The organism is Chryseotalea sp. (assembly GCF_057350905.1).
Genome location: NZ_JBMRCF010000001.1, coordinates 848,187 through 869,433, shown reverse-complemented (window position 1 = coordinate 869,433; position 21,247 = coordinate 848,187). Strand labels below are relative to the sequence as shown.

Annotated in this window: 21 protein-coding genes; 18 read left to right on the top strand and 3 right to left on the bottom strand. The window is 38.4% G+C overall.

Annotated elements, in window-relative coordinates:
- Positions 1-6 precede the first annotated feature (6 nt).
- The 3 genes from ACO1XM_RS03860 to ACO1XM_RS03850 are packed head-to-tail and all read left to right on the top strand — an operon-like array spanning position 7 to position 4,159.
- Complete coding sequence (locus ACO1XM_RS03860; protein WP_486226007.1) at positions 7-1,533, top strand: polyamine aminopropyltransferase; 1,527 nt, start codon at positions 7-9, stop codon at positions 1,531-1,533.
- Complete coding sequence (locus ACO1XM_RS03855) at positions 1,530-3,131, top strand: FAD-dependent oxidoreductase (RefSeq protein WP_486226005.1); 1,602 nt, start codon at positions 1,530-1,532, stop codon at positions 3,129-3,131. The genes ACO1XM_RS03860 and ACO1XM_RS03855 overlap by 4 nt, the downstream gene beginning before the upstream one ends.
- Positions 3,128-4,159, top strand: coding sequence for a hypothetical protein (locus ACO1XM_RS03850; RefSeq protein ID WP_486226003.1), 1,032 nt, complete (start codon positions 3,128-3,130; stop codon positions 4,157-4,159). Before ACO1XM_RS03855 ends, ACO1XM_RS03850 begins: the two co-directional genes overlap by 4 nt.
- Positions 4,160-4,294: 135 nt before the next feature.
- Here the strand turns inward: ACO1XM_RS03850 and ACO1XM_RS03845 are convergent, their stop codons facing one another.
- On the bottom strand, positions 4,295-5,071 hold the full coding sequence (locus ACO1XM_RS03845; RefSeq protein ID WP_486226002.1) for a LuxR C-terminal-related transcriptional regulator: 777 nt from the start codon (positions 5,069-5,071) through the stop codon (positions 4,295-4,297).
- Positions 5,072-5,274: 203 nt separating this feature from the next.
- On the opposite strand from ACO1XM_RS03845, the gene ACO1XM_RS03840 reads away from it, so the two are divergent.
- Together ACO1XM_RS03840 and ACO1XM_RS03835 are read left to right on the top strand one after the other, a co-directional pair.
- A complete protein-coding gene (locus ACO1XM_RS03840) occupies positions 5,275-6,891 on the top strand; it encodes a right-handed parallel beta-helix repeat-containing protein (RefSeq protein ID WP_486226000.1) in 1,617 nt (538 codons plus the stop codon).
- A gap of 424 nt (positions 6,892-7,315) precedes the next feature.
- A complete protein-coding gene (locus tag ACO1XM_RS03835; RefSeq protein WP_486225998.1) occupies positions 7,316-8,074 on the top strand; it encodes a LuxR C-terminal-related transcriptional regulator in 759 nt (252 codons plus the stop codon).
- Positions 8,075-8,094: 20 nt separating this feature from the next.
- Here the strand turns inward: ACO1XM_RS03835 and ACO1XM_RS03830 are convergent, their stop codons facing one another.
- Entirely contained in the window at positions 8,095-8,496 is a 402-nt protein-coding gene (locus ACO1XM_RS03830; protein ID WP_486225996.1) for a DUF3574 domain-containing protein, read from the bottom strand.
- 9 nt (positions 8,497-8,505) lie between these two features.
- Positions 8,506-8,964, bottom strand: a complete 459-nt coding sequence (locus ACO1XM_RS03825) for a hypothetical protein (protein WP_486225994.1) — start codon at positions 8,962-8,964, stop codon at positions 8,506-8,508.
- Positions 8,965-9,194: 230 nt separating this feature from the next.
- Here ACO1XM_RS03825 and ACO1XM_RS03820 point away from each other — a divergent pair, with 230 nt between their 5' ends.
- From ACO1XM_RS03820 to ACO1XM_RS03760, 13 genes are all read left to right on the top strand, one after another.
- Entirely contained in the window at positions 9,195-11,588 is a 2,394-nt protein-coding gene (locus ACO1XM_RS03820) for an ABC transporter permease (protein WP_486225992.1), read from the top strand.
- Between the two features lie 115 nt (positions 11,589-11,703).
- A complete protein-coding gene (locus ACO1XM_RS03815) occupies positions 11,704-12,231 on the top strand; it encodes a GNAT family N-acetyltransferase (RefSeq protein WP_486225990.1) in 528 nt (175 codons plus the stop codon).
- Positions 12,232-12,477: 246 nt separating this feature from the next.
- Positions 12,478-12,924, top strand: a complete 447-nt coding sequence (locus ACO1XM_RS03810) for a DinB family protein (RefSeq protein WP_486225988.1) — start codon at positions 12,478-12,480, stop codon at positions 12,922-12,924.
- Positions 12,921-13,349 carry a hypothetical protein gene (locus ACO1XM_RS03805; protein WP_486225986.1) on the top strand — a complete coding sequence of 143 codons (429 nt, stop codon included), beginning with the start codon at positions 12,921-12,923 and terminating at the stop codon, positions 13,347-13,349. Before ACO1XM_RS03810 ends, ACO1XM_RS03805 begins: the two co-directional genes overlap by 4 nt.
- A gap of 131 nt (positions 13,350-13,480) precedes the next feature.
- On the top strand, positions 13,481-13,951 hold the full coding sequence (locus tag ACO1XM_RS03800; protein WP_486225984.1) for a GNAT family N-acetyltransferase: 471 nt from the start codon (positions 13,481-13,483) through the stop codon (positions 13,949-13,951).
- Positions 13,952-14,100: 149 nt separating this feature from the next.
- Entirely contained in the window at positions 14,101-14,874 is a 774-nt protein-coding gene (locus ACO1XM_RS03795) for an isocitrate lyase/PEP mutase family protein (RefSeq protein ID WP_486225982.1), read from the top strand.
- A 122-nt stretch (positions 14,875-14,996) separates the two neighbouring features.
- Positions 14,997-16,517, top strand: a complete 1,521-nt coding sequence (locus tag ACO1XM_RS03790) for a hypothetical protein (RefSeq protein WP_486225980.1) — start codon at positions 14,997-14,999, stop codon at positions 16,515-16,517.
- 12 nt (positions 16,518-16,529) lie between these two features.
- Positions 16,530-17,048 carry a YceI family protein gene (locus ACO1XM_RS03785; protein WP_486225978.1) on the top strand — a complete coding sequence of 173 codons (519 nt, stop codon included), beginning with the start codon at positions 16,530-16,532 and terminating at the stop codon, positions 17,046-17,048.
- 138 nt (positions 17,049-17,186) lie between these two features.
- Complete coding sequence (locus tag ACO1XM_RS03780) at positions 17,187-18,938, top strand: CocE/NonD family hydrolase (protein ID WP_486225976.1); 1,752 nt, start codon at positions 17,187-17,189, stop codon at positions 18,936-18,938.
- A gap of 123 nt (positions 18,939-19,061) precedes the next feature.
- Positions 19,062-19,667: a cupin domain-containing protein gene (locus ACO1XM_RS03775; protein WP_486225974.1), complete on the top strand. Its 606-nt coding sequence runs from the start codon at positions 19,062-19,064 to the stop codon at positions 19,665-19,667.
- A gap of 11 nt (positions 19,668-19,678) precedes the next feature.
- Complete coding sequence (locus ACO1XM_RS03770; protein WP_486225972.1) at positions 19,679-20,158, top strand: hypothetical protein; 480 nt, start codon at positions 19,679-19,681, stop codon at positions 20,156-20,158.
- A 27-nt stretch (positions 20,159-20,185) separates the two neighbouring features.
- Positions 20,186-20,740: a cupin domain-containing protein gene (locus ACO1XM_RS03765; protein ID WP_486225970.1), complete on the top strand. Its 555-nt coding sequence runs from the start codon at positions 20,186-20,188 to the stop codon at positions 20,738-20,740.
- Positions 20,741-20,795: 55 nt separating this feature from the next.
- Entirely contained in the window at positions 20,796-21,239 is a 444-nt protein-coding gene (locus tag ACO1XM_RS03760) for a nuclear transport factor 2 family protein (protein WP_486225968.1), read from the top strand.
- Positions 21,240-21,247: the final 8 nt, after the last annotated feature.

The window sequence follows — 21,247 nt, the reverse complement described above, 5'->3', positions numbered from 1 at the left end:
AATAGCGTGCAGTCGCATAATCAGAAGAAGAGTTTTCAGTTATTGATGTTGCTATCCGTTTTTGTGGTAGCAACCTGTGGTCTTATTTATGAGTTGGTAGCCGGTACCCTGGCCAGTTATCTCCTGGGCGACTCGGTAACACAATTCTCTACCATTATAGGCACTTACCTATTTGCCATGGGTATAGGCTCTTATTTTTCCCGTTTCTTTAATACAAACCTGGTAAGGTGGTTTGTGCAGATTGAAATACTCGTAGGCATCTTTGGTGGCTTTAGCTCTACCATCTTGTATTTACTCTTCGAGCAGGTCGCTTACTTCCGTTTGGTTCTTTATTTTTTAGTAAGCTTAACGGGCATATTAGTAGGTCTTGAATTGCCCCTACTCATGCGCATCCTTAAAGACCGCCTGGAGTTTTCGGACCTTGTTTCTAAAATTTTCACTTTCGATTACATTGGTGCACTGCTGGCCTCGCTGATTTTCCCCATACTGCTCATCCCCTATCTCGGCATTATTAAAACCTCACTTTTCTTCGGACTTTTTAATGTGCTCGTAGCCATTTTAGTTTGTTACAAATTCAAGACTGAAATAGCCGGTGCAAGGTTTGTGTTAATACAAGGTTTAATGGCCATTGCCTTACTTATTTTAGGAATTATCTATTCCGAAAAACTTGTTCAGCTATCAGAATCACTCGCCTATAGTGATAAAATCATTTACACTAAATCAAGTCCTTATCAACGCATAGTAGTCACTAAAAATAATGAGGACGTTCGTTTGTTTCTCAATGGCAATCTTCAGTTCAGTTCTAAAGATGAATACCGTTACCACGAAGCCCTCGTTCACCCGGGCATGAGTATGCTTGATCAACCAAAAAATATTTTAATATTAGGCGGTGGGGATGGTTTAGCCATCAGAGAAGTTTTAAAATATGAAAGTGTAGAACACATTACCCTGGTTGATCTGGATCCAGTAGTGGTTGACTTATTTAAATCTCATTCTTTGTTAACCAAACTTAATCACTCCTCATTATTATCGGAAAAAGTAAAAGTAATCAATGAAGACGCCTTTCGTTGGATAAAAGAACAGCAGACACAATATGATTTTATCATCATCGATTTTCCGGATCCCTCCAATTACTCCCTCGGTAAATTATACAGCGTTTCTTTTTATAAGGAACTAAAAAAAATACTAAAGCCCAAAGGTTATGCCGTAGTGCAATCTACCTCCCCTTTCTTTGCCAGAAAATCGTTTTGGATCGTAAACGAAACCTTAACACATGTGGGTTTCTCCACACTCCCCTACCATTGTTATTTACCCTCTTTTGGTGAATGGGGTTTTATACTGGTAGCACATCAGGCGATTGGGAAAAACATCAGCACTACTTTACCTGCGCTTTCTTTTATTGATGCAGAAACATTTAAACAGTTAACCTATTTTCCTCCGGATATGAATAAAGTGCCAGTACCGGTCAATCATTTGAATGATCAGCGTTTGGTGCAGACTTTTGAAAAAGAGTGGGCGCAGTATACACAATGATAAAGCGAAGAGAATTTATTGCGCAAGGCATAGGCTTGATCGGTGCAGCCACTTTTGGTTCGGTGCTTACTTCCTGTACACCAAAACGGAGTATCAGTGGAGTACTCTCTGGTCCTAATCAGGCCTTAGGTCACAAATTACGCCAGGCTAATTTTTCTTTACCCATTGACATACAACAACAAGATGTCGTGATTGTTGGGGGTGGCGTGGCTGCCTTGTCTGCCGCACGGTACTTAGCCAAACAAGGTATTAGGTATACTTTGTTGGAACTTGAGCAGCGTGTAGGTGGAAATGCTTCTTCAGGTGTTAATTCAGTTTCTGCCTATCCGTTGGGTGCACATTATTTGACAGTGCCTGGAAAGCACGATCAGGAGCTGCTTCAATTTCTGGAAGAGTGTAAAGTAATTGTTGGCTACGAACAGCAGAAGCCTGTGTTCAACGACTACTACTTATGTTTTGATCCAAAAGAAAGGTTGTTCATTCACAATCAATGGCAAGAAGGACTCGTACCGCATCAGGGAGTACCCGCTGCGGATGCAGATGAGATAAAACGCTTTCACGAACTGATGGACAAGTATAAAAACCTTGTCGGTGCAGATGGCAAGGAAGCCTTTTGTATTCCCCTGGCAGCCTGTTCAAACGATCCGGAAATTTTGAAACTGGATACCATCAGCTTTGCCCAATTTTTAAAAGAGCATCAATTACAGTCACCTTATTTGCGTTGGTATGTAGGTTATTGCTGTGCCGATGATTTTGGTGCTTCTATTCACAATACTTCAGCATGGGCGGGCATACATTATTTTGCGAGTCATAAAGGTATAGGCGCTAACGCAGAAGCAGATGCAGTACTCACCTGGCCGGAAGGCAATGATTGGTTGGTGAAACAACTCAAAAGCTATGCTGAGCAAAGCATCATCAGCAATAGCCTGGTGTATAACATCACCATCAGCAACGAGGGTGTGCAGGTAGATTACCTGGATGCGCAGCAAGAGGTAAGCAAACGAATACTCGCCAGAAAAGTTCTTGTGGCCACACCACAGTTTATCAACCAGCGCATCTTGGCGCGGGACATACACAGGCCTTTGGATTATACAGCTTTTCAATATGCTCCCTGGATGGTTGGCGCACTTACCGTTAAAGGTGAACTGAACAACCGCAGAGGCGAACAACTTTCGTGGGATAATGTCATCTATGGCAGTTCATCACTCGGCTATGTTAATGCTAACCACCAGGATGTTGCCATGCACAGCTATAAACGTGTAATCAGTTTTTATCAGCCTATGTTAGGTGATAATATACAACAGGAAAGACAAGTTGCTTATACCAGGACCTATCAGCAATGGTACGATCACATCCTGAAGGATTTGCAGCATCCACATCCGGAAATAGAAAAACAACTGGAGTCTTTAGACATCTGGGTCTGGGGACATGGTATGATCAGGCCTTCAGTGGGTTTTATGAGTGGACAAGCAAGGCAAGAAGCCACGCGCAGCATCGATAACAAAATATTTTTTGCACATTCCGACCTGAGTGGTATCTCTATTTTTGAAGAAGCATTTTTTCATGGTGTAAGGGCAGCCAAAGAAATTTTGTTATGATGAGAGATCTATTGCAACATCAACCCTGGCTGGAAAGTAAAAAGAAAGATTTGCTTTTTATCTTACTGCCTGCTTTTATACCCTTGTTGTTGATTATCATATTTCAGGATTATTTCAGCAGACAAACAGAGGTAAACATTTTTTGGTGGGTTGTATTGGTGTTGAGCATTGATGTGGCCCATGTGTACAGTACCTTGTTTCGTTTTTATTGGGAAAGCGACACCTTTACTAAGCATAAGTCCTTGTTAATCATCATTCCCCTGGTCGCCTTCATGGCAGGCTTTATACTCCACCTGATTGACGGAATGCTTTTCTGGCGCGTTCTTGCTTATGTAGCGGTATTTCATTTTGTACGCCAGCAATATGGTTTCATGCGCTTGTATTCCAGAAAAGAAAAGTTTAATCGCCTTTCGCGTTTCATTGACAGCCTTACTATTTACAGTGCAACAATCTATCCCCTGATTTACTGGCATGCCAACCTTAACAATAATTTGCATTGGTTTGTTGAAGGGGACTTCATCCATATTTCAACACAGCTTGCCGACATAGCCGCTTATGCCTATTGGCTTATCATCGTGGTCTATGTAGTCAAAGAGATCATATCGATTAAGCAAGCTAGAAGTATTAACCTTCCCAGGAATTTACTCATCATTGGCACTTGTTTGTCCTGGTACCTGGGCATTATCACTTTCAAGGGCGATTTGATTTTTACTTTATTTAATGTTATTGCCCATGGCATTCCCTACATGGCGCTGGTTTATTTTTTCAGCACTAAAAAGTCTGTGCGCAGCAATACACTTCCCTGGAAGAGTGTTTCCATTTTTATACTTACGGTATTAGTCCTTGCCTACCTTGAAGAAGGGCTATGGGACGGATTAGTTTGGAAAGACCATGAAGCTGTATTCCCTTTCTTTAACGCTTTGCCGGCTATAGAAAGCCCGCTCCTCTTGGCGGTGCTTGTGCCCCTGCTAGCCTTGCCACAGCTGACACATTATGTGCTTGACGGATTTATCTGGAGAAAGCATTAATAAGAGTTATGATTTTTTTTAGCTTCGCGCAAAATTTAGAAAACAAATTTTTCGTTCTTATTTGGCATTATTTCCTATGAATTGAGATCAGTGGTATACAATAAGCTCTGTTGTTTTCTTAATAGAGAATTCCTTTTAAGCCAAATCATGTTTGTGGGCATAGTTCAGTAGTTGAAGGCTGTTCTTAACCTTTAATTTCCTAAATAATTTGTTCCGGTGATTCTTTACTGTACTTACACTAATATCCAGTGTTTCTGCAATCTTTTCATTAGAGAATCCCCTGGCCAATAAACCTATTATGTCTTTTTCACGTGGTGTAATGGCATTACCTTTTTGTTCGGGTATATAATGCTGCACTTTGATAAAACCTCTATCTTTTTGTTTAGATACCAACAATTCAACATGATGAAAAGGCTTTTCTGCGCTGATGTTTTTAATCATGGCTAAATCTGCAAAGTAGCCGTCATGCTGAATAGTAATTGCCTCATAAGTAATGTGGGCATAGTCTGTACCATTCATCTGATAGCGTAGGTTTATTTGATAGCGTATGGCCTCATGTACATACCCTGGTTTTTGCGTGAGTTGATATACTTGTTCCATCGCCTTCCGAACTGGCATGACATCTTCCGGATGTATACGCCCGATAAACTCCATATCAGTAAAACTGATTACCTCTTTTGGTTTATAATTAAGCTCCTGTGTTACGTTACTGGATACATATACCCGCTCCGACAAATCGCTATGCAATAAAACAATACAATCCGGAAAAAGTGCTTCGGCTGTGCGAAGGATGGTGTGAAGTCGTTCCACATCATTTTTTCTGACCACTTTCTTGTCTTTATAATACAACTCTGTAAACTTCATTAATTTCTGTTGTATGCTATAAAGCTTAACTAATTCTGTCTGTCCCATTTCCCAAAGAAAAAACTTTCCGGAAAGCCTACAGGCTAGCCGTTGTGTGTTGCAAATTTCAATAAGTCAGTAGGATAATCTAACGAAGCAATGTGAATAAAAGAGTTACACTCGTTGAATGTGTTAGCCGTGCAAACCAATACTTTGGTACTATTGACGAGCTAGCGAGAAAAGTGAAAATTGCGCACACTAACCTTTAGCTCATGAAACACCTTTACATTATTTTATTTTTTGTAACTTCTCAAGTACTTGCACAACAGGTTTATTATGTATCTCCTGCTGGTAATGATGCTAACAATGGTACGGAACAATCTCCTTTAAAAACTATTGGACGGGCATTAACGCTGTCTAATGCTGGTGCTGAAGTAGTTTTAAGAGCAGGTATTTATAACGAGTCGTTAAGGGTTCAGGATGAAAATATAACCATACGTTCATTTGAAGGTGAAAATGCTACTATCTCAACAAACAATACTAATGGAAGTCCCGATCAAACCATTTGGTTTCAGGAAAAGGGTGGTAAACTTATTAACCTGAATGTAATTGGTGGTTTCTATTATGCAGTAAAATTTGAGAAAGGTGATGCTTTGGTTCAAAACTGTAAAATACATGACAGTGGCAGGGATTGTATTAAAATAGTACCTGGCGCCAATAACATCACCATTGAGCAATGCGAAATATACAATTCAGGCCAACGTGACAATTCGAATGCCGAAGGAATTGATAATGTAAATGGCGATGGTTTTGTGTTGCGTGAAAGCTACATACACGATACAGGAACGACAGGTGTTTATGTTAAGGGCGGTGGAAGAAATTGTTTGATTGAAAGAAACCTGATTATGAATACAGGTAATGCCGGTGTTCTGTTGGGCTTTTTTACAGATGAAGAATTTTATCGGCTTGATAATGATGCGGATACTAATCCTGAATATTATGGAAATATTGATGGTGTAGTGCGTAATAACATTATTGTCAATACAAGCGGCCCGGGTATTGGATTATTTGCATCCTTCAATTCAAAAGTATACAACAACACCTTTGTCAATGTAGCTAAGGATTCTCGCGGGGGGATACACTTTGAACCCCTGGACGATGATGGCAACGGGACCCCTACTCCTGTTGTAAATCCATTCATTGTCAACAACATCGTAGTGATGAATTCTACTCGCCCTGTTATTGAAGGCAGAAAAGTAGGCACAGTAAACAGCTTATCAGGATCGATTACTATTAACAATAACTTATATCATCGTGCAAGTGGTGCCCCGGGTTTTAGTCTGAACGGAACCGGCAACAAAAATTTCACGCAATGGAAGACAGACACTGGCTTTGATGCACAAAGTTTAGCCTCAAATCCCTTACTGGATGCCAATTACCATTTGCCAGCCAATAGCCCGGCAGTTGGAAATGGCCAGACGATTGCTGCAAACACCATAGATTACGATCGCGGTGACAGAGCACAGCCCTTTGATATTGGAGCAGATGAATTTGCCCAAGGGTGCGAAACTGTAATAGTCCCTCCGGCCTCAGGTATAATTGGTACCGGAGCAGATTGCGGAGATCCTGACCTAATAACTGATTTAACAGAGGATATGGATAAAAACTATGCCTATCCCTCTCCTACAAGTTTCAAACTTTATGTTGATCATAAAGGTAATAGCAAGACCACTTTTGTAATCAGTGACTTGAATGGGCGTAAAATAACATTTGGCAACTATACGCCTGAAGGTATTGATATAAGGAGTCTGGATAACGGGGTATATATTTTTACTATCTATACTGAAAATGGACGGCCAAGCAGCTCCAGATTTACAGTCAAGAAATAAATTGGGCTATTAGTCCCGATTTCGTCAGTCCTGCAGCCTATATTTTTGATGCTAATCGAATATCTGACCTGCCTTTATAGGCTGCAGGAATTCTAATGTTCATAATGCTTTTACTTTCTGGTGTCTTTTCTTGGAAGCCTGTCTTCTAACACATACACCCATTAAATAGTAGTAAATAGATTCCACGATAATCAAATCCCCCCACTAATGGGGTAGTAAATCGACTTTCTCCAAATTTGTTCACCATTCGTTCACCTCAAAATTTCTTCATGTTCACTGATTGCTGACCTGATTTTAAAGCGATTGAAGCCTTAAAGTCCGTTATTAGAGTAAGTATTTAAAATGCTATTTTCATTTTTTGCACAACCACACGTGGCTGCAAAATTGAACCTGTAAAAAAGTATTGATTTAAACATTAGATTTAATGAACCTGGAAAGAAATAAGCCCATCCCTCTGTACGTAAAAAATAACCCTTGGCAGCATTCCGTTCAATTTCAAAATTTTGAAGCGGAATCGGTTGAATCATCTGTGATTGCAGGCATTCGTTTTGCAGAACAACTTTTTCCTCAAAAACTTTTTATGTTATGCCCTGTCTCTCATCCCACATTTTCTTATGTAAGTGAATCATGTCAGACAGTTTTGGGTTACTCCGTTAAAGATATGAAAAACAAAACCATAGCTGATTTTGTTGCACTTATACACCCTGAAGATATCGATGGTTTTATGCGATGCCTCTCTTATGTAGAGAAACTTGAACCATACGACCCCACACAGTATCGACTTTTGATCAACTACCGGATTAAAAATAGTGACGGTCATTACGTTCAGATTTGCGATGAGAAAATCGGTTTACAAAGTCAGTCAGGCAAATACATTTATATGGCCGTTTTGCATGATGTAAGTAAAGAGCAAAGAACACATAATGTTAAAGTTGAAGTGCTCAAAAAAAACAGGAGTGGATTCACAAAATTAACTTCCTATAATCCACTGTTACAACAAAATGACATTACCCCTCGACAAGAGGAAATTATCAATCTTATCAAGAAGGGTTTCACTAATAAAGAAATAGCCGATATTCTTCATGTCAGTGTTTATACAGTTAAAAATCACAAACAAGCACTGTTTAAGAAAAGAAACGTTAGTTCCAGTCTTGAGCTGGCCTCTTTGGAATTTGCTGTATAGCCAGGAAGGAGTGAACTAAGTCAATCATAATCCATAAAAAAAGATATTTTTACTTCTTGGTCAGTTTTGAGGACTGACTCTTGATTGAATATCTTTTTATATTGGTGAATGAGTGAATCAATTTTAGCATTTTCAATCGCAGAGGACTCATGCATGTAGATAACAATAGCCGTCTCTTCAATAACCGGATTACCGCTCAGATCAGTCCAATATCCATCTGCTCGTATTTCAGTATATCCATGAAGACTTTTGCTAATATTCTTCCGAAAGCTATGCCAGGCTGAATCTGATACAGGGCCTGATTTGTTAGATAGACCAAAATATATTTCTGTTTTGACCATCCTCTTTTCATTAGCTATTGTCGAACACGCGCTCGACATTAAAGCCAATAAGATAATGTAATACAGGTTTAATAATTTCATCACTACATTTTATTGACTTGCAGTGGTTCTCAACAGCATACGGAACACTACCATTACCTGTGCTGTTTCCAGAAATACCCTGATCCAATTGGTATCTGTTATTTTTTGCATCAACACCAAATCCTTACCATGGGCAAGTTGGTAGTTCCAGGGAGCTTGCATCAATACAGTCGACATAAAATCAAGCACTAATAGCACCAAAGATATAGCCAGCATTTTTCGAAAGTCACTATTGGCGCCCTTCCATAGCAGAAAACCGTTTAAAACAATGATCAATAAAAAAGGAATCACACTGATGGGCCAAATAGTCGCTTCTAACAACTCATGGTATGCTATAAATTCCTTCTCACCTACCAGAAATCGTGATGGATATACTAAAAAATAATCCATCATGGCCGTGCCATAACTGTAAAAAGAAAGGCTACAGAAGAGCAGAAAAATAATATGAATATATTTTGTCGTTTTCATGAGGCAAAAGTAATTCTTACAAATAAGTATGAATATAGCTCTCTGGTGCTATTTAAGCGTTACCATACTTTCTTTTGCAGACACCCCATTATTATTGAGTGATGCTTAAAAGTATATTGAACTAGTACTTTAGTATTATTTGTAAGTAATAACCACTCCGTTAACATTTAGTTAACAACCTTAGTCGGAATAAACACGTGAGTAGCAAACATTGCTAAAGGAATTTTTCTATGCTTAAAAATTATTTCATACTTGCACTCAGAAATCTTGTGGGTGGCAAAATATATTCTCTGATTAATATTGTCGGGCTTGCCGTTGCGCTCACTTCGGTTATATTAATTGCGCTCTTCCTTGCAAATGAATATAGTTACGATAAGCATTTTGAACATGCTGCCAGGCTCTATCGAATACCTACCAAGTTAGGATCTTACCAAACACATCACTCTCCTCTCCCACTTGCAGGAGTTCTTCAGGAACGTTTTGCTGATGTCGAGGCTGTAACGAGGCTATTATGGATGGAACCACCTTATCCTTATTTTAGTCCACGCGAGGAGGATGACTTCCGGGAAACACAGGCGTACTATGCAGACAGTTCAGTACTGGATGTCTTTGGAATTACACTCATTGAAGGGAGTCCAAAAGAAGCACTCACACATGCACAAACTGTTATACTCAGTGCATCACTGGCCAAAAAATATTTTCCAGACAGTGAAAACGTGATTAATAGAACAATTCGCTATAACAACAGCATTGATTTAAAAGTAACTGGTGTTTTTTCAGATTTCCCTGTTAACTCTCATATTCGCCCAGCTCTTTTCGTCTCAGCCATTAGCAATAGGTTAATGACAGATCAGTCTCATGCCAATTGGGACTGGCTTTATCCTTGCTTAACCTATGTCCGTTTAAAAGAAGGTGCAGACTTACCTAAAAATGATGCGGTGTTAAAAGACTTATTTTTTCAGGTAACTGGTTATACTCGTGAACAGTACAATGCAGATTACCAGTTGAAATTGCAAGCTGTACAAGACATTCACCTTGAATCAAATTACCCTGGTGAAAACAATGGCAATAAGTCAGTTACATACACTTTCGCTATTATCGGAATAGTGATCATCTTGATAGCAGCCATTAATTTTATGAACCTTGCCACTGCACGCTCGCTGCAACGTGCCAGAGAGGTAGGCATGCGTAAAGTACTTGGCGGAACAAGAAGCAGTCTGATTGCTCAGTTTCTTACTGAATCAGTATCGACCGTCATGTTATCCGGTGTACTGGCGGTAATTTCAGCCTATGCTTTACTGAATGAGTTTAATGAACTAATTGGTGCCAACTTTACCTTCTCAGCGGTAGCAACGCTCCCTAACCTGCTTATACTTTTCATTTTCATTCTTATGTTAGGGATGCTGGCAGGCTTGTATCCGGCCTTCTTTTTATCTAAACATAATCCAGCCTTAGTATTAAAAGGAAAATTTTCCAAACAAGTCAGTTCAATCCGTCTTAGGAAGGCCTTGGTAATTGTCCAATTTGCAATAGGCTTTGTAGTACTCAGCGGCACGTTCATTGTGAATGGACAACTGAATTTTATGCTCACTAAAGATCTTGGTTACACCAAAGACAATATAATTACTATTGAACTCCCTGCTGACTCAGTGGGTGTTGATCGTCTCCGCGATGCAATAGCTTTACTACCAAACATTGTGGAAGCTTCTAAAATGTCAGAGTCTTTTAATAATGTGCAGGGATGGCGTGTGCCCTGGTATGAAGGCGCACCGCCTGAACGCGATTTTTCTGTAACGCGCTTCCACACAGATAGTCATTTCATAAAGCTCGCAGACTTACAGCTTGTGGCCGGACGTTTTTTTAATGAAGATTTCCAAAGCGATAGTCTCAACTACGTATTAAACGAGACTGCTATTAAGCGACTAGACTGGAAACCCGAAGAAGCCATAGGAAAATTATTTGGCAATCAGGATAACCCCGGCAAAGTTATCGGTATAGTCAAGGATTTTAATTTCAGACATTTAACTACACCTGTCGCTCCCTTTATTTTTTTTCCACCCAGCAAACGAACAGATGTTTATGAAAAAGGAAGAATTGCTGTAAGGATGGAAAAAGAGGCTAATTTGCATGAGACTATTGCCTTAGTTGAAAAACGTTGGAATGAACTAGTACCTAACTGGCCTTTCCAATATACCTTTCTGGACGAAGATGTGGCGCAGCAGTACCAGACTGAGCAGAAGCTCAGCCTGTTGACGCAGGTATTTTCAGTACTGGCCATGCTTATTTCTGCACTGGGTTTATTTGGCTTAGCTTCCTTCAGTATTGTTCAGCGTGTAAAAGAAATTGGTATCCGAAAAGTGCTAGGTGCTAAAAGTTCTCAGCTTGTATTTTTAACAACACGCGATTTTATTGCCCTGGCTGGTGTAGGTGTGATGCTTGGAATTCCTGGCGCTTATTGGCTAATGAATCAATGGCTTGATCAGTATGCTTTCCGTATTCCTATTTCAATAACTACTTTTATCATGGCAGTGTCTCTCTCATTATTCATTGCAGCATGTACAGTGATGCTGGTTGCCTGGAAAGCTTCCATATCCAATCCTGTTGACGCGCTTAAGCAAGATTAGTGAAAGTTCAACCATGATAAATTGGTAATGTATGAAATGGACCGTTCTCATTGGCAAACAAATCGGCAATTTTCTTGATTGACCAAAAAAATGGCATTTTACTCAGATAAAATAAATGGAAGAGAAAATAGTAATAAGGCAAGAAACGGAAAGTGACTTCAAAGAAGTTGACAGAATTATTCAATCTGCTTTTAGACAAAATAATGAGGCTAACCTTGTTAAATTATTGCGATCTAGTGAGGCATTTATTCCTGAACTTTCTCTAGTTTCGACATTGGATGGCAGAGTCATTGGTCATATTCTATTTACAAGAATTAAGATTATTAAACCTGATAAAAATGAAATAGAGAGTTTAGCGCTAGCACCCTTGTCAGTTAGCCCCGAAAATCAGAATAAGGGAATTGGCGGACAATTAATTTGGGGTGGTCTTGACAGAGCAAGAGAGTTACGATACAAATCTGTTATTGTGTTAGGGCATGAACATTACTATCCAAAGTTTGGTTTTGTTCCGGCTAGTCAATGGAATATTCAATCGCCTTACTCTGTATCAACTAACCGCTTTATGGCCCTTGAATTAGAGTCTAATGCTTTAAAAAATACAGCAGGTCAGGTTAACTATGCCAAAGAATTTGAGTTTTTTTAATAATTTAAAAGAAGATGAAATATGTGATGCATGTCTAAAGTTAGTAAGTACTTTTTTAATGGAAATGCGCAACCTACAAAAGCATTCAAAAAATATTGTTTAAAGCTCTTTGGGGGCAAGTCATTTTATTTAAGTATGCATACAAATTCATAATAATATATCTTATACTTATCAGAAAAAACAATAGACAGACTATCAATATTAACAGTAAGATTACTGAAATAAGTAATAAAAAAAAGCATAGAAATGAAAATTTTTTTTAAAGAATTATTTGAATACAATCATCACTTCAATCAAAAAATGGAGGTGTTTTTTACCGAACAACAAGGCAAAACGTCTGCCAAGGCAGTGAATCTGTATAATCATATTCTTAATGCACATCAAATTTGGAATAACAGAGTGAAGCCTTTTGAAAAAGAAACTTTTGGCGTCTGGCAACTGCATTCTGCGCAAGAATTAAAAAGCATTGATATTAGAAATTATGAACATTCGCTGGCAATACTAGATACGCTTGATTTAAATACCGTAATCGAATACTCAAATACAAAAGGTCAAAAATTTCAAGGCACAATTCGAGATATTTTTTTCCATGTAATCAATCATTCAACCTATCACCGAGGGCAAATTGCTACTGAATTTGTGCAATTCGGACTTGAACCAATTGTAACTGACTATATCTTCTATAAGCGATGAAATTTAAAAGTGTCATATTTTTTTTAGGGATGCTAGCTATTATTCATTTTTCTTTAACAGGTTTGTTAATGAAAAACAACTTCTTTTTAATAGAATCAGGGCATACCCTAGTACGAATGATGCTTAGGGCAAATCATATCTATATTTTGTTTAGTGGACTTATTCTTATGCTTGTTAGCTATTCTTTAAAAGAAAACCGGGAGGTGAATTATCTTAGAGTTCTATCGAACAGTATTTTAATAATAGCAGCTGTTGGGATTAACGTAAGCTTTTACATCGATCCAATAAATCATCTGGGATTGCCAACCCAAGTGTTCCAACGAAAACTGACTGGATTTTCTATTATTGGCCTTTTAACAGGTACAGGACTACATATGTTGTTAATACAATTCGGTGATATGAAATGGCGTAGAAACCAGCATTGACATTATCAGTTGGGCTCCAGATGGTTTCAGTTTCGAATTGAATGCCCTTTGCACTGAGACCAATCCACCATATAATAATCGCGTTTCAATTTGAATTCGTAATTTAAAAGTTTTTATTTTTTTTTAAAATAATGATTATTAGAAAAGGTAACCTTGGCGATCTTATGGAAGTACAACAATTGTTTGTATCTACTATCGAGAATATCTGTAAGAGAGATTATAACAGCGAGCAAATTAAAGCGTGGTGTTCGGCTGCTGCAAATAATCAGAGATGGATTGAAATCTTAACTAAACAATTTTTTATTGTGGCACAAGACAACGAGAAGATAATTGGTTTTTGTTCACTTGATCAGCATAATTATATTGATCTCCTGTATATCCACAAAGATTATCAACGTCAGGGAATTGCGCATAAACTCTACTCAAAAATTGAAACGGAAGCAAGACTACAAAAGCAAGTCAAACTGATATCAGACGTTAGTTTAACTGCTAGAGGTTTTTTTGAACGCATTGGTTTTAAAGTTATCAGCGAACAGAAAGTAGTCAGACATGGCACAGAACTTACAAACTTTAAAATGACAAAAGACTTGGTTGATGAGTAGTTTTAAACTAGTATTTAGTAGTATATGGAAATTAGCACAGTAAAGCTCGCAGTTACTATTGCGTGATTTTTTACTGGCAATGGCAAAAAATAATCTAAGCAAAAAAAACTAACATAAATTTAATAACCTAAGCACTAAGTAACTCGAATATGAAATCATTTGACAAATTTAAAAAACTTCACCAACAGCCAAACCCAATATTGATTGGTAATATCTGGGATGTGCAAAGTGCAAAGATCTTCAGCGCTAAAAAGTTTCAGGCAATTGGTACGTCTAGTGCAGCAGTGGCCAACTCATTTGGATATGATGATGGTGAACAGGTCCCATTCCCACTTATCGTTCAATTGGCAAAACGTGTAGTCGAGGTTGTTGACATACCTTTATCGGTTGACATTGAAGGTGGCTTTGGGAACAATGCAATGGCTGTAAGTGAGAATATTGAAAAGTTGTTTGATGTAGGTGTAGTCGGCATTAATATAGAAGATTCATTACCTGGTAAAGCGCGTACCTTAAAAAACAAGGAGGAATTTACTAAAATGCTTGACGCTGTTATTAATCAGCTAGCAAGAAAAAATATGCGCATCTTTATCAATGTGCGAACAGATAGTTTTCTGTTAGGTCTGCCAAATCCGCTTATAGAAACCATTCAACGTACAAAGTTGTACGAAAATATTGGAGCAGATGGCATTTTTATTCCTTGTATTACTGATACTGAACACATCAGCAAGGTTGTTGCTGCCACACAATTGCCAGTCAATGTAATGTGCATGCCCAATCTACCTTCATTTGATCAACTTCAGCAATTAGGTGTAAAACGAATCAGTATGGGGAATTCCCTGCATAAACGTATGCTGGAAATTCACGCACAGCACCTGGAGTTAATCATGAAAAATCAATCCTTCAAAAGTCTTTTTCTTGAATAATTGATTCCTTTAAAGTATACAACTAAGTCGTTTAACACATTAGCGATACTCATTCAGTTCTAAAGAACTATTTCAGCTTAGCATGACTTTCGCCTCTTTTGCAATTAAAAAGAAGGGATCGCATGAAGGAGAAAAAGAAATGGTTAGGGATTACTAGCATACTTGTCATTTTGGCTTCATCCTTTGCTATTCGTTACAATCCAATCCCTATCACATGGGATTTATCCGAGATAAAACGATTTCACCTACCACCACCTGATAGCACTGTGCGTGTGGTTTATGCCAATGAGAAATACTATAATTCCTTACCTGAACATATTATTTATAAGTCTTATCCCGTCTACGTTCGGGAACTGGCACCTGCCAATTACCTCGACTCCCTGAGACAACTTGAACCTGAGATAGCTTTTGATCTTACAAAAATAAAAACGCAAGAAGATTGGATTAAGGCTGGTGAATTAGTTTTTAACTGGCCGGTTGCTTCCTATCGGAAAATCGAAGGCAAGGTGCCGCACCTCTCCACTGTTTCATTTGAAGGTAACCGTGGTAAATATTCTAAAGAAGGTATCTACCCCGCGAATCGTTACTTTATTGCAGAGAAAGGTATCATCCAGTTGGGATCCTTATCTTGTGCTTCCTGCCATACACGTGTGATGGAAGATGGCGAAATGGTGGCTGGTGCTCAAGGCAATGTATTTAGCTTAACAGGTTTTGCAAATGATATTGAATCTGGCAAAATCCCCTACCAAGCTATCCAGCAAGAGAATCAGAAACTTACTTATGTGCCATGGATTGTGCAAGACACAAAGAATACTAGTATTTCAAAGGAAGAATTTGTAAAGTACCTACGAAATTTACCACTGGGCGTAAGTGATCGTTCGGGCATGGCATTTCTGTATCCCTTGACGATACCAAGTTTAATTGGTTTAAAAGATATTGAATATTTAGACCATACTGGCCTAATGCGCCATGATAATCCTGGTGACCTGATGCGTTACGCTGCCTTTAATCAAGGCATGGATATGCTTACAGCTTATAATGGCTATATCCCTATTGGAATAGAGAAAAATTCAAAACTGCCCGATGCTACTGCGTGGCGACATCCTTTTGGTTACTTACCTAAACGATATTCCGATGCGCAATTGTATGCCCTCACGCAATACATTTATTCGCTAAAGGGACCAGAAAATCCCAACAAATTTTCAAAAGCGATTTTAAAAGAAGGGTCACTTGTATTCCATAAGGCAGGCTGTGTAACATGCCATACACCGCCCTTATATACTAATAATACACTTACACCTGTCAATGGCTTTGAACCACCTGATGCGCACATTAAGAAGTACAATATATTTAATGTGTCTGTTGAGACAGACTCTGTAACGGCACTTTACTCAAGGAGAGCTACTGGATATTATAAGGTGCCATCACTCAGAGGTGTCTGGTATAGAAGTGCCTTTTTCCACAATGGGCATCTGACCAAACTTGAAGAAGTATTTGATCCTAAAAGATTGAATCCGGATTATGTTCCTTCAGGCTATTTACCGCCTCAAGTTAAATCAATGGCTGTAAAGGGGCATCCTTTTGGTTTGGATCTGACTGACAAAGAAAAGGTAGCCTTACTCGCTTACTTAAAATCGCTTTAAACACCCGCTGCTTTGAAAATATTATTGACCTGTATATTTCTCACGCATACCTGGATATCAACTACTGACAATTTGGTGCTTGGTAATTGTGATTTAAAATTTGAGGTGATTAATGCGGGTTTTACTGTTGAAGGATCATTGCAGGCGACTGTGATTGAAGGCCACTTCGATCCAGAAAAACTTGACGAGAGTCATGTCCTTATTGTGGCAAATCCGGCAACTATTAACACAGGTATCTCTATTCGCGATAAGCATTTGCAACGTACCGATTATTTTAATACGAATGCTTTTCCTGACATAAAACTGGTGTCTCAATCTTTTGAAAAAAAATCAGGAAATAAATTCCTGGGGAAATTCAAATTGTCTATCAAGGGCATAACCAAAGATTTTGAAGTGAGCTTTGCAATGAGATCGTCAGGAGGCAAAAAAAAATACGAAGGTTCTTTTACCATTAACAGACTTGATTTTGAGCTAGGCAAACCTAGTCTTACACTTTCGGATGAAGTGCTGATAAAATTTAGCATTAACTAAGATTATATATCAAAAAAGGATTCGCAGCATAACGATTGCAAATACATGGATTAAGTCTTCAGGGGCTAAAAATTAGTGCGCTGGTACTATTGCTATAATTTTAGGTCAGGTCTTACTTGCAGGCTTATTTATTTTATTATGAAAAAGAACCTCCTACTTTTTTTTGCAATAATAACTTCCATCACAAGGATTCAGGCGCAAGCTCCCTTTACGCTGCAACGAGATGTTCGCATACCCATGCGCGATGGCATTACTTTATCAGCTGATATTGCGATACCTAAAAATACTAAACAGGCTTCGGTAGCACTCATAGTAAATTGCTATCCCACTGAGAACGGCATTGTTGGTGCTCAGTACGCAATCACTAGTGCCGGCTATATTTATGTAGAGGTGGCTAACCGGGGCAAAGCCAAGTCTGAAGGAGAATTTACTCCTTTTGTCAATGATGCCCAAGACAATTATGACATTATAGACTGGATTAGTAAACAATCGTGGTGTAATGGCAATGTTGTTATGGGCGGTGGCTCCTATCTGGGTTTTACGCAATGGGCGGCCGCTAAAATGAATCATCCAGCACTTAAAGCAATAGCCCCTATGGTGGCAGCAGCACCCGGTATTGACTTTCCACTTGCTAATAATATTTTCTCAAGCTATGCTTTGCGCTGGTTAAATTACGTAACCAACAATCCATATACTGATAATGCTTTGTTTGAAAATAATAAACACTGGTATTCTTTATACAATCTCTACCATACCAAAGGATTAGCATTTAATAAACTGGATTCACTTGATAATAATTCAAAAGAAATATTTCAGGAATGGTTGTTGCATCCTTCCTTTGACAATTATTGGTCTTCCTCTTTGCCTAGCACGTCAGAAGACTTTAGTGCTATTTCTATTCCTGTATTGACCATCACTGGTTTTTTTGATGGTGACCAGCGTGGGGCTTTCTATTATTACAACAATCATCAAAAATTTAATGCAAGGGCTAAGGATAATCATTACTTGATCATTGGGCCTTACGATCATTTTGGCGCCCAATCAATGCCTGCTAAAAAGTATGGCGATTACGTTGTTGACAGCACCGCCCGTATTGACATGCGTTTTGTATGTATTGATTGGTTCAAACATACCCTGGAAGGGAAATCTAGACCAGCCATTATAAAGGATAAAGTAAATTGTTTTGTACTCAATAGCGGCTGGAAGCATGCAGCATCACTAGATGCACTTGCACCCGACACTCTTACTTTAAAGCTAAAAGCTAATGCTAAAAACGCATTTAATATGCTGACCAAAGAAGAAACAGTAAAGTCTGAGATTATCTCTATCAGTTTTGATGCAAGCTTAAAAGACACCATAGATATAGGCACACAAGATTCTGTTTACAACTATGAAAATACCAAATCATTTTCAAACGAATACTTAAAGAAAAAACAAACGATATTTTTTGATTCTGAACCTCTTCAGAAAGTATTCGATTTAATTGGATCGCCCGTAGCTGATTTGTATCTAAAGTTTAAAGGAATAAAAGATTGTGACCTTAGCCTTACTTTTTATGAGGTTACGCCCGATGGCAAGAGCTATCCCTTATCACAACAATATCAGCGCATGAGCTACTTACTTGACAATAAGCAAAGAAATTTATTAAGTGAAGATAAAATCTATCAGTTCAAGTTCGATAATACTCAATTCATGGGAAAGAGAATAGCGAGTGGCTCAAAAATAAGACTAGCCATTTCAGTTATTAATTCACCGTCCATTCAAAAAAACTATGGCAGCGGACGTGATGTAAGTGAAGAAACAATTAAGGATGCCCAACTAGGCACCATTCAGGTATTAATGAGTAAAAAACAACAAAGCGCTATTTACTTACCAGGAAGTAAAAATTGATTCAGTATTAATTACTGAGTTCAATGAACGCAAAGCAGTATGACACCATCTTAAGTGTAAAAAAGCAGTTACCCTTACAAATAAACTCAACAAAATAATTTAGTAAAAGTTAACAAACAATGTATGAGAGCAGGCGATGTTTTTGATAACCCCATAACAGGAGAGCAAGGTTACATTAGGAAAGGCACCACAGAAACAAATGGGCAATTACTTATAGCAGATTTGCGTGTTAGACCAGGAGGTGCAGTATTGGGTAAGCATTACCATCCCATAATTCATGAAAGGTTCACAGTAGTTAGTGGAGAACTACAATATGTATTGGATAAAAAGCGTGGAGTGCTTAAAGCTGGTGATACCATGGATCTGCCAGCCGGAGTGGCACATGATTGGTGGAATGCAAGTAACCAAGAAGTACGGGTAATTGTACAAGTAAAGCCGGCTGCCCGCTTTGTGGAAATGGTCAATACTACTTTTGGCTTAGCCAGAGAAGGGAAGACAAATAAAAAAGGAATGCCCAACATTTTGCAACTAGCAGTCATCTCTACCGAATATAAAGATGTAATGCGACTTACAAGTCCGCCAGTATGGTTGCAAGATGCTCTGTTTTTTGTGCTTGCCCCTATTGGCCGACTAGTGGGTTATAAAGCTCTTTATCCACATCATCAAGTGGTAACAAAATCGGTTACGGTAGAACCCCTGCCTGATGATTTACGAATTGAAGAACTTTAAATAGATGGATTATGCAAAAAAATGCTAACTCTCTAAATTCATACACATCAAAGCATGGCAGTTGGGTAACGATTTTCTTTTTCAGTCTGGCCTTCTACGAAATTGGGGCGGGTATGATGGATAGTTTTGTCCTATATCACAGTTGGCAATTTGTTGGTGAAAATGAGTTTGCTCTATTTCATAAGGAGGCTGGTCAGCGCATTGTCCCGATATTTGTATTACCTATGTTTTTATTGACTGTGTTGGCAATTCTTATGCTTTGGCACAGGCATGTTGCCATACCAAGGAAATTTCTATGGATTTTACTGATTTGTCTTGGAACCGGATGGTTATCTTCTGCGCTGATACAAATACCTATGCAAATTGAATTGGACAATGGGAAAGATTCAGTCTTATTAAGTCAACTCATCATAACAGACTGGATACGTGTAATTGCCAGCTGGGCAATGGGCTTCATTACGATTTTAATGATGCGCAGGACTATATCTTGAAATTAAATAAAATAGAATCAGATACAAATGGAACAATCATTAGGAAAGAAAGTACACGAGAATCCAATCTATGGCGATAAAGCTATATTTTTAAAAACGTCAGCTGAAACAGAGGGTGCTCTTACTTTAATTGAAATAGAACTCGCTGTTAATGGAGGGAACACAAAACACTACCATGCCTCGTACTCAGAGACCTTTACAGTAACAGAAGGTGAACTTACATTGTATGTGAATGGTAGTTTTATGAAACTTAAAAAGGGGGAGAGTTTTTTAGTGAACCCCAAAGTAGTGCACTATTTCAAAAATGAAACACAGGAGAAGGTTACGTTTTTGGTTGAATTTCAACCTGGACAACCTGGATTTGAAAAAGCCCTTATGATAGGCTATGGTCTGGCTAAAGATGGACTAACCAACAAAACAGGGACACCTAAAAAATTCTCTCACCTGGCTTTGCTCATTGTACTATCTGACGTACAGGTACCAGGACTATTCAAGATGATAGACCCCCTCTTTAAATGGGTAGCCAAACGAGCCGTGAAAAGAGGTGAGTTGCAAGAACTAATTGATCGATACTGTCATTAATCTATCAAAGGATAAGCTAACAAACTAAATAAAATAACCCATTAGTCAGGTCGTAATGAAAGCAATCTTTATACTATTATTCTTACTAGGTATAGATACCAGATCGTATACTGTTCACCAAATTGATAGCTTATCCAGTGCGGAGGTTATCATAGATAAGGATCGTAAACTTAATAAACTCATTTATGAAGGGAATTCTCTAGCCGCTGCAGCGTATTATCATGATGATTTTATATTGATTACCTCAATGGGAACTCAGCGAAACAAACAAGAGATACTTGACCAGATCGCCATGCCAACGTTAAAAATGCAAATAAATGAAACCTTAAATCCAAAGGTACGAATTGCAGGTGAAACAGCTGTTCTTACTGGGACACTCCACCAAAAGTATATACTGAATAATCGTGAATATGATTATAAAATGATTGTAACCGATACATGGGTAAAAGCTGGTGATGATTGGCTTCTATTTTCAGGACAAGCTAATCTGATAAAATAATTAATAAG

Excerpts from the sequence above, each read along its gene's own strand:
- ACO1XM_RS03855 (WP_486226005.1), top strand. The coding sequence starts at position 1,530 with ATGATAAAGCGAAGAGAATTTATTGCGCAAGGCATAGGCTTGATCGGT.
- ACO1XM_RS03850 (WP_486226003.1), top strand. The coding sequence starts at position 3,128 with ATGATGAGAGATCTATTGCAACATCAACCCTGGCTGGAAAGTAAAAAG.
- ACO1XM_RS03845 (WP_486226002.1), bottom strand. The coding sequence starts at position 5,071 with ATGGGACAGACAGAATTAGTTAAGCTTTATAGCATACAACAGAAATTA.
- ACO1XM_RS03840 (WP_486226000.1), top strand. The coding sequence starts at position 5,275 with ATGAAACACCTTTACATTATTTTATTTTTTGTAACTTCTCAAGTACTT.
- ACO1XM_RS03835 (WP_486225998.1), top strand. The coding sequence starts at position 7,316 with ATGAACCTGGAAAGAAATAAGCCCATCCCTCTGTACGTAAAAAATAAC.
- ACO1XM_RS03830 (WP_486225996.1), bottom strand. The coding sequence starts at position 8,496 with ATGAAATTATTAAACCTGTATTACATTATCTTATTGGCTTTAATGTCG.
- ACO1XM_RS03825 (WP_486225994.1), bottom strand. The coding sequence starts at position 8,964 with ATGAAAACGACAAAATATATTCATATTATTTTTCTGCTCTTCTGTAGC.
- ACO1XM_RS03820 (WP_486225992.1), top strand. The coding sequence starts at position 9,195 with ATGCTTAAAAATTATTTCATACTTGCACTCAGAAATCTTGTGGGTGGC.
- ACO1XM_RS03815 (WP_486225990.1), top strand. The coding sequence starts at position 11,704 with ATGGAAGAGAAAATAGTAATAAGGCAAGAAACGGAAAGTGACTTCAAA.
- ACO1XM_RS03810 (WP_486225988.1), top strand. The coding sequence starts at position 12,478 with ATGAAAATTTTTTTTAAAGAATTATTTGAATACAATCATCACTTCAAT.
- ACO1XM_RS03805 (WP_486225986.1), top strand. The coding sequence starts at position 12,921 with ATGAAATTTAAAAGTGTCATATTTTTTTTAGGGATGCTAGCTATTATT.
- ACO1XM_RS03800 (WP_486225984.1), top strand. The coding sequence starts at position 13,481 with ATGATTATTAGAAAAGGTAACCTTGGCGATCTTATGGAAGTACAACAA.
- ACO1XM_RS03795 (WP_486225982.1), top strand. The coding sequence starts at position 14,101 with ATGAAATCATTTGACAAATTTAAAAAACTTCACCAACAGCCAAACCCA.
- ACO1XM_RS03790 (WP_486225980.1), top strand. The coding sequence starts at position 14,997 with ATGAAGGAGAAAAAGAAATGGTTAGGGATTACTAGCATACTTGTCATT.
- ACO1XM_RS03780 (WP_486225976.1), top strand. The coding sequence starts at position 17,187 with ATGAAAAAGAACCTCCTACTTTTTTTTGCAATAATAACTTCCATCACA.
- ACO1XM_RS03775 (WP_486225974.1), top strand. The coding sequence starts at position 19,062 with ATGAGAGCAGGCGATGTTTTTGATAACCCCATAACAGGAGAGCAAGGT.
- ACO1XM_RS03770 (WP_486225972.1), top strand. The coding sequence starts at position 19,679 with ATGCAAAAAAATGCTAACTCTCTAAATTCATACACATCAAAGCATGGC.
- ACO1XM_RS03765 (WP_486225970.1), top strand. The coding sequence starts at position 20,186 with ATGGAACAATCATTAGGAAAGAAAGTACACGAGAATCCAATCTATGGC.
- ACO1XM_RS03760 (WP_486225968.1), top strand. The coding sequence starts at position 20,796 with ATGAAAGCAATCTTTATACTATTATTCTTACTAGGTATAGATACCAGA.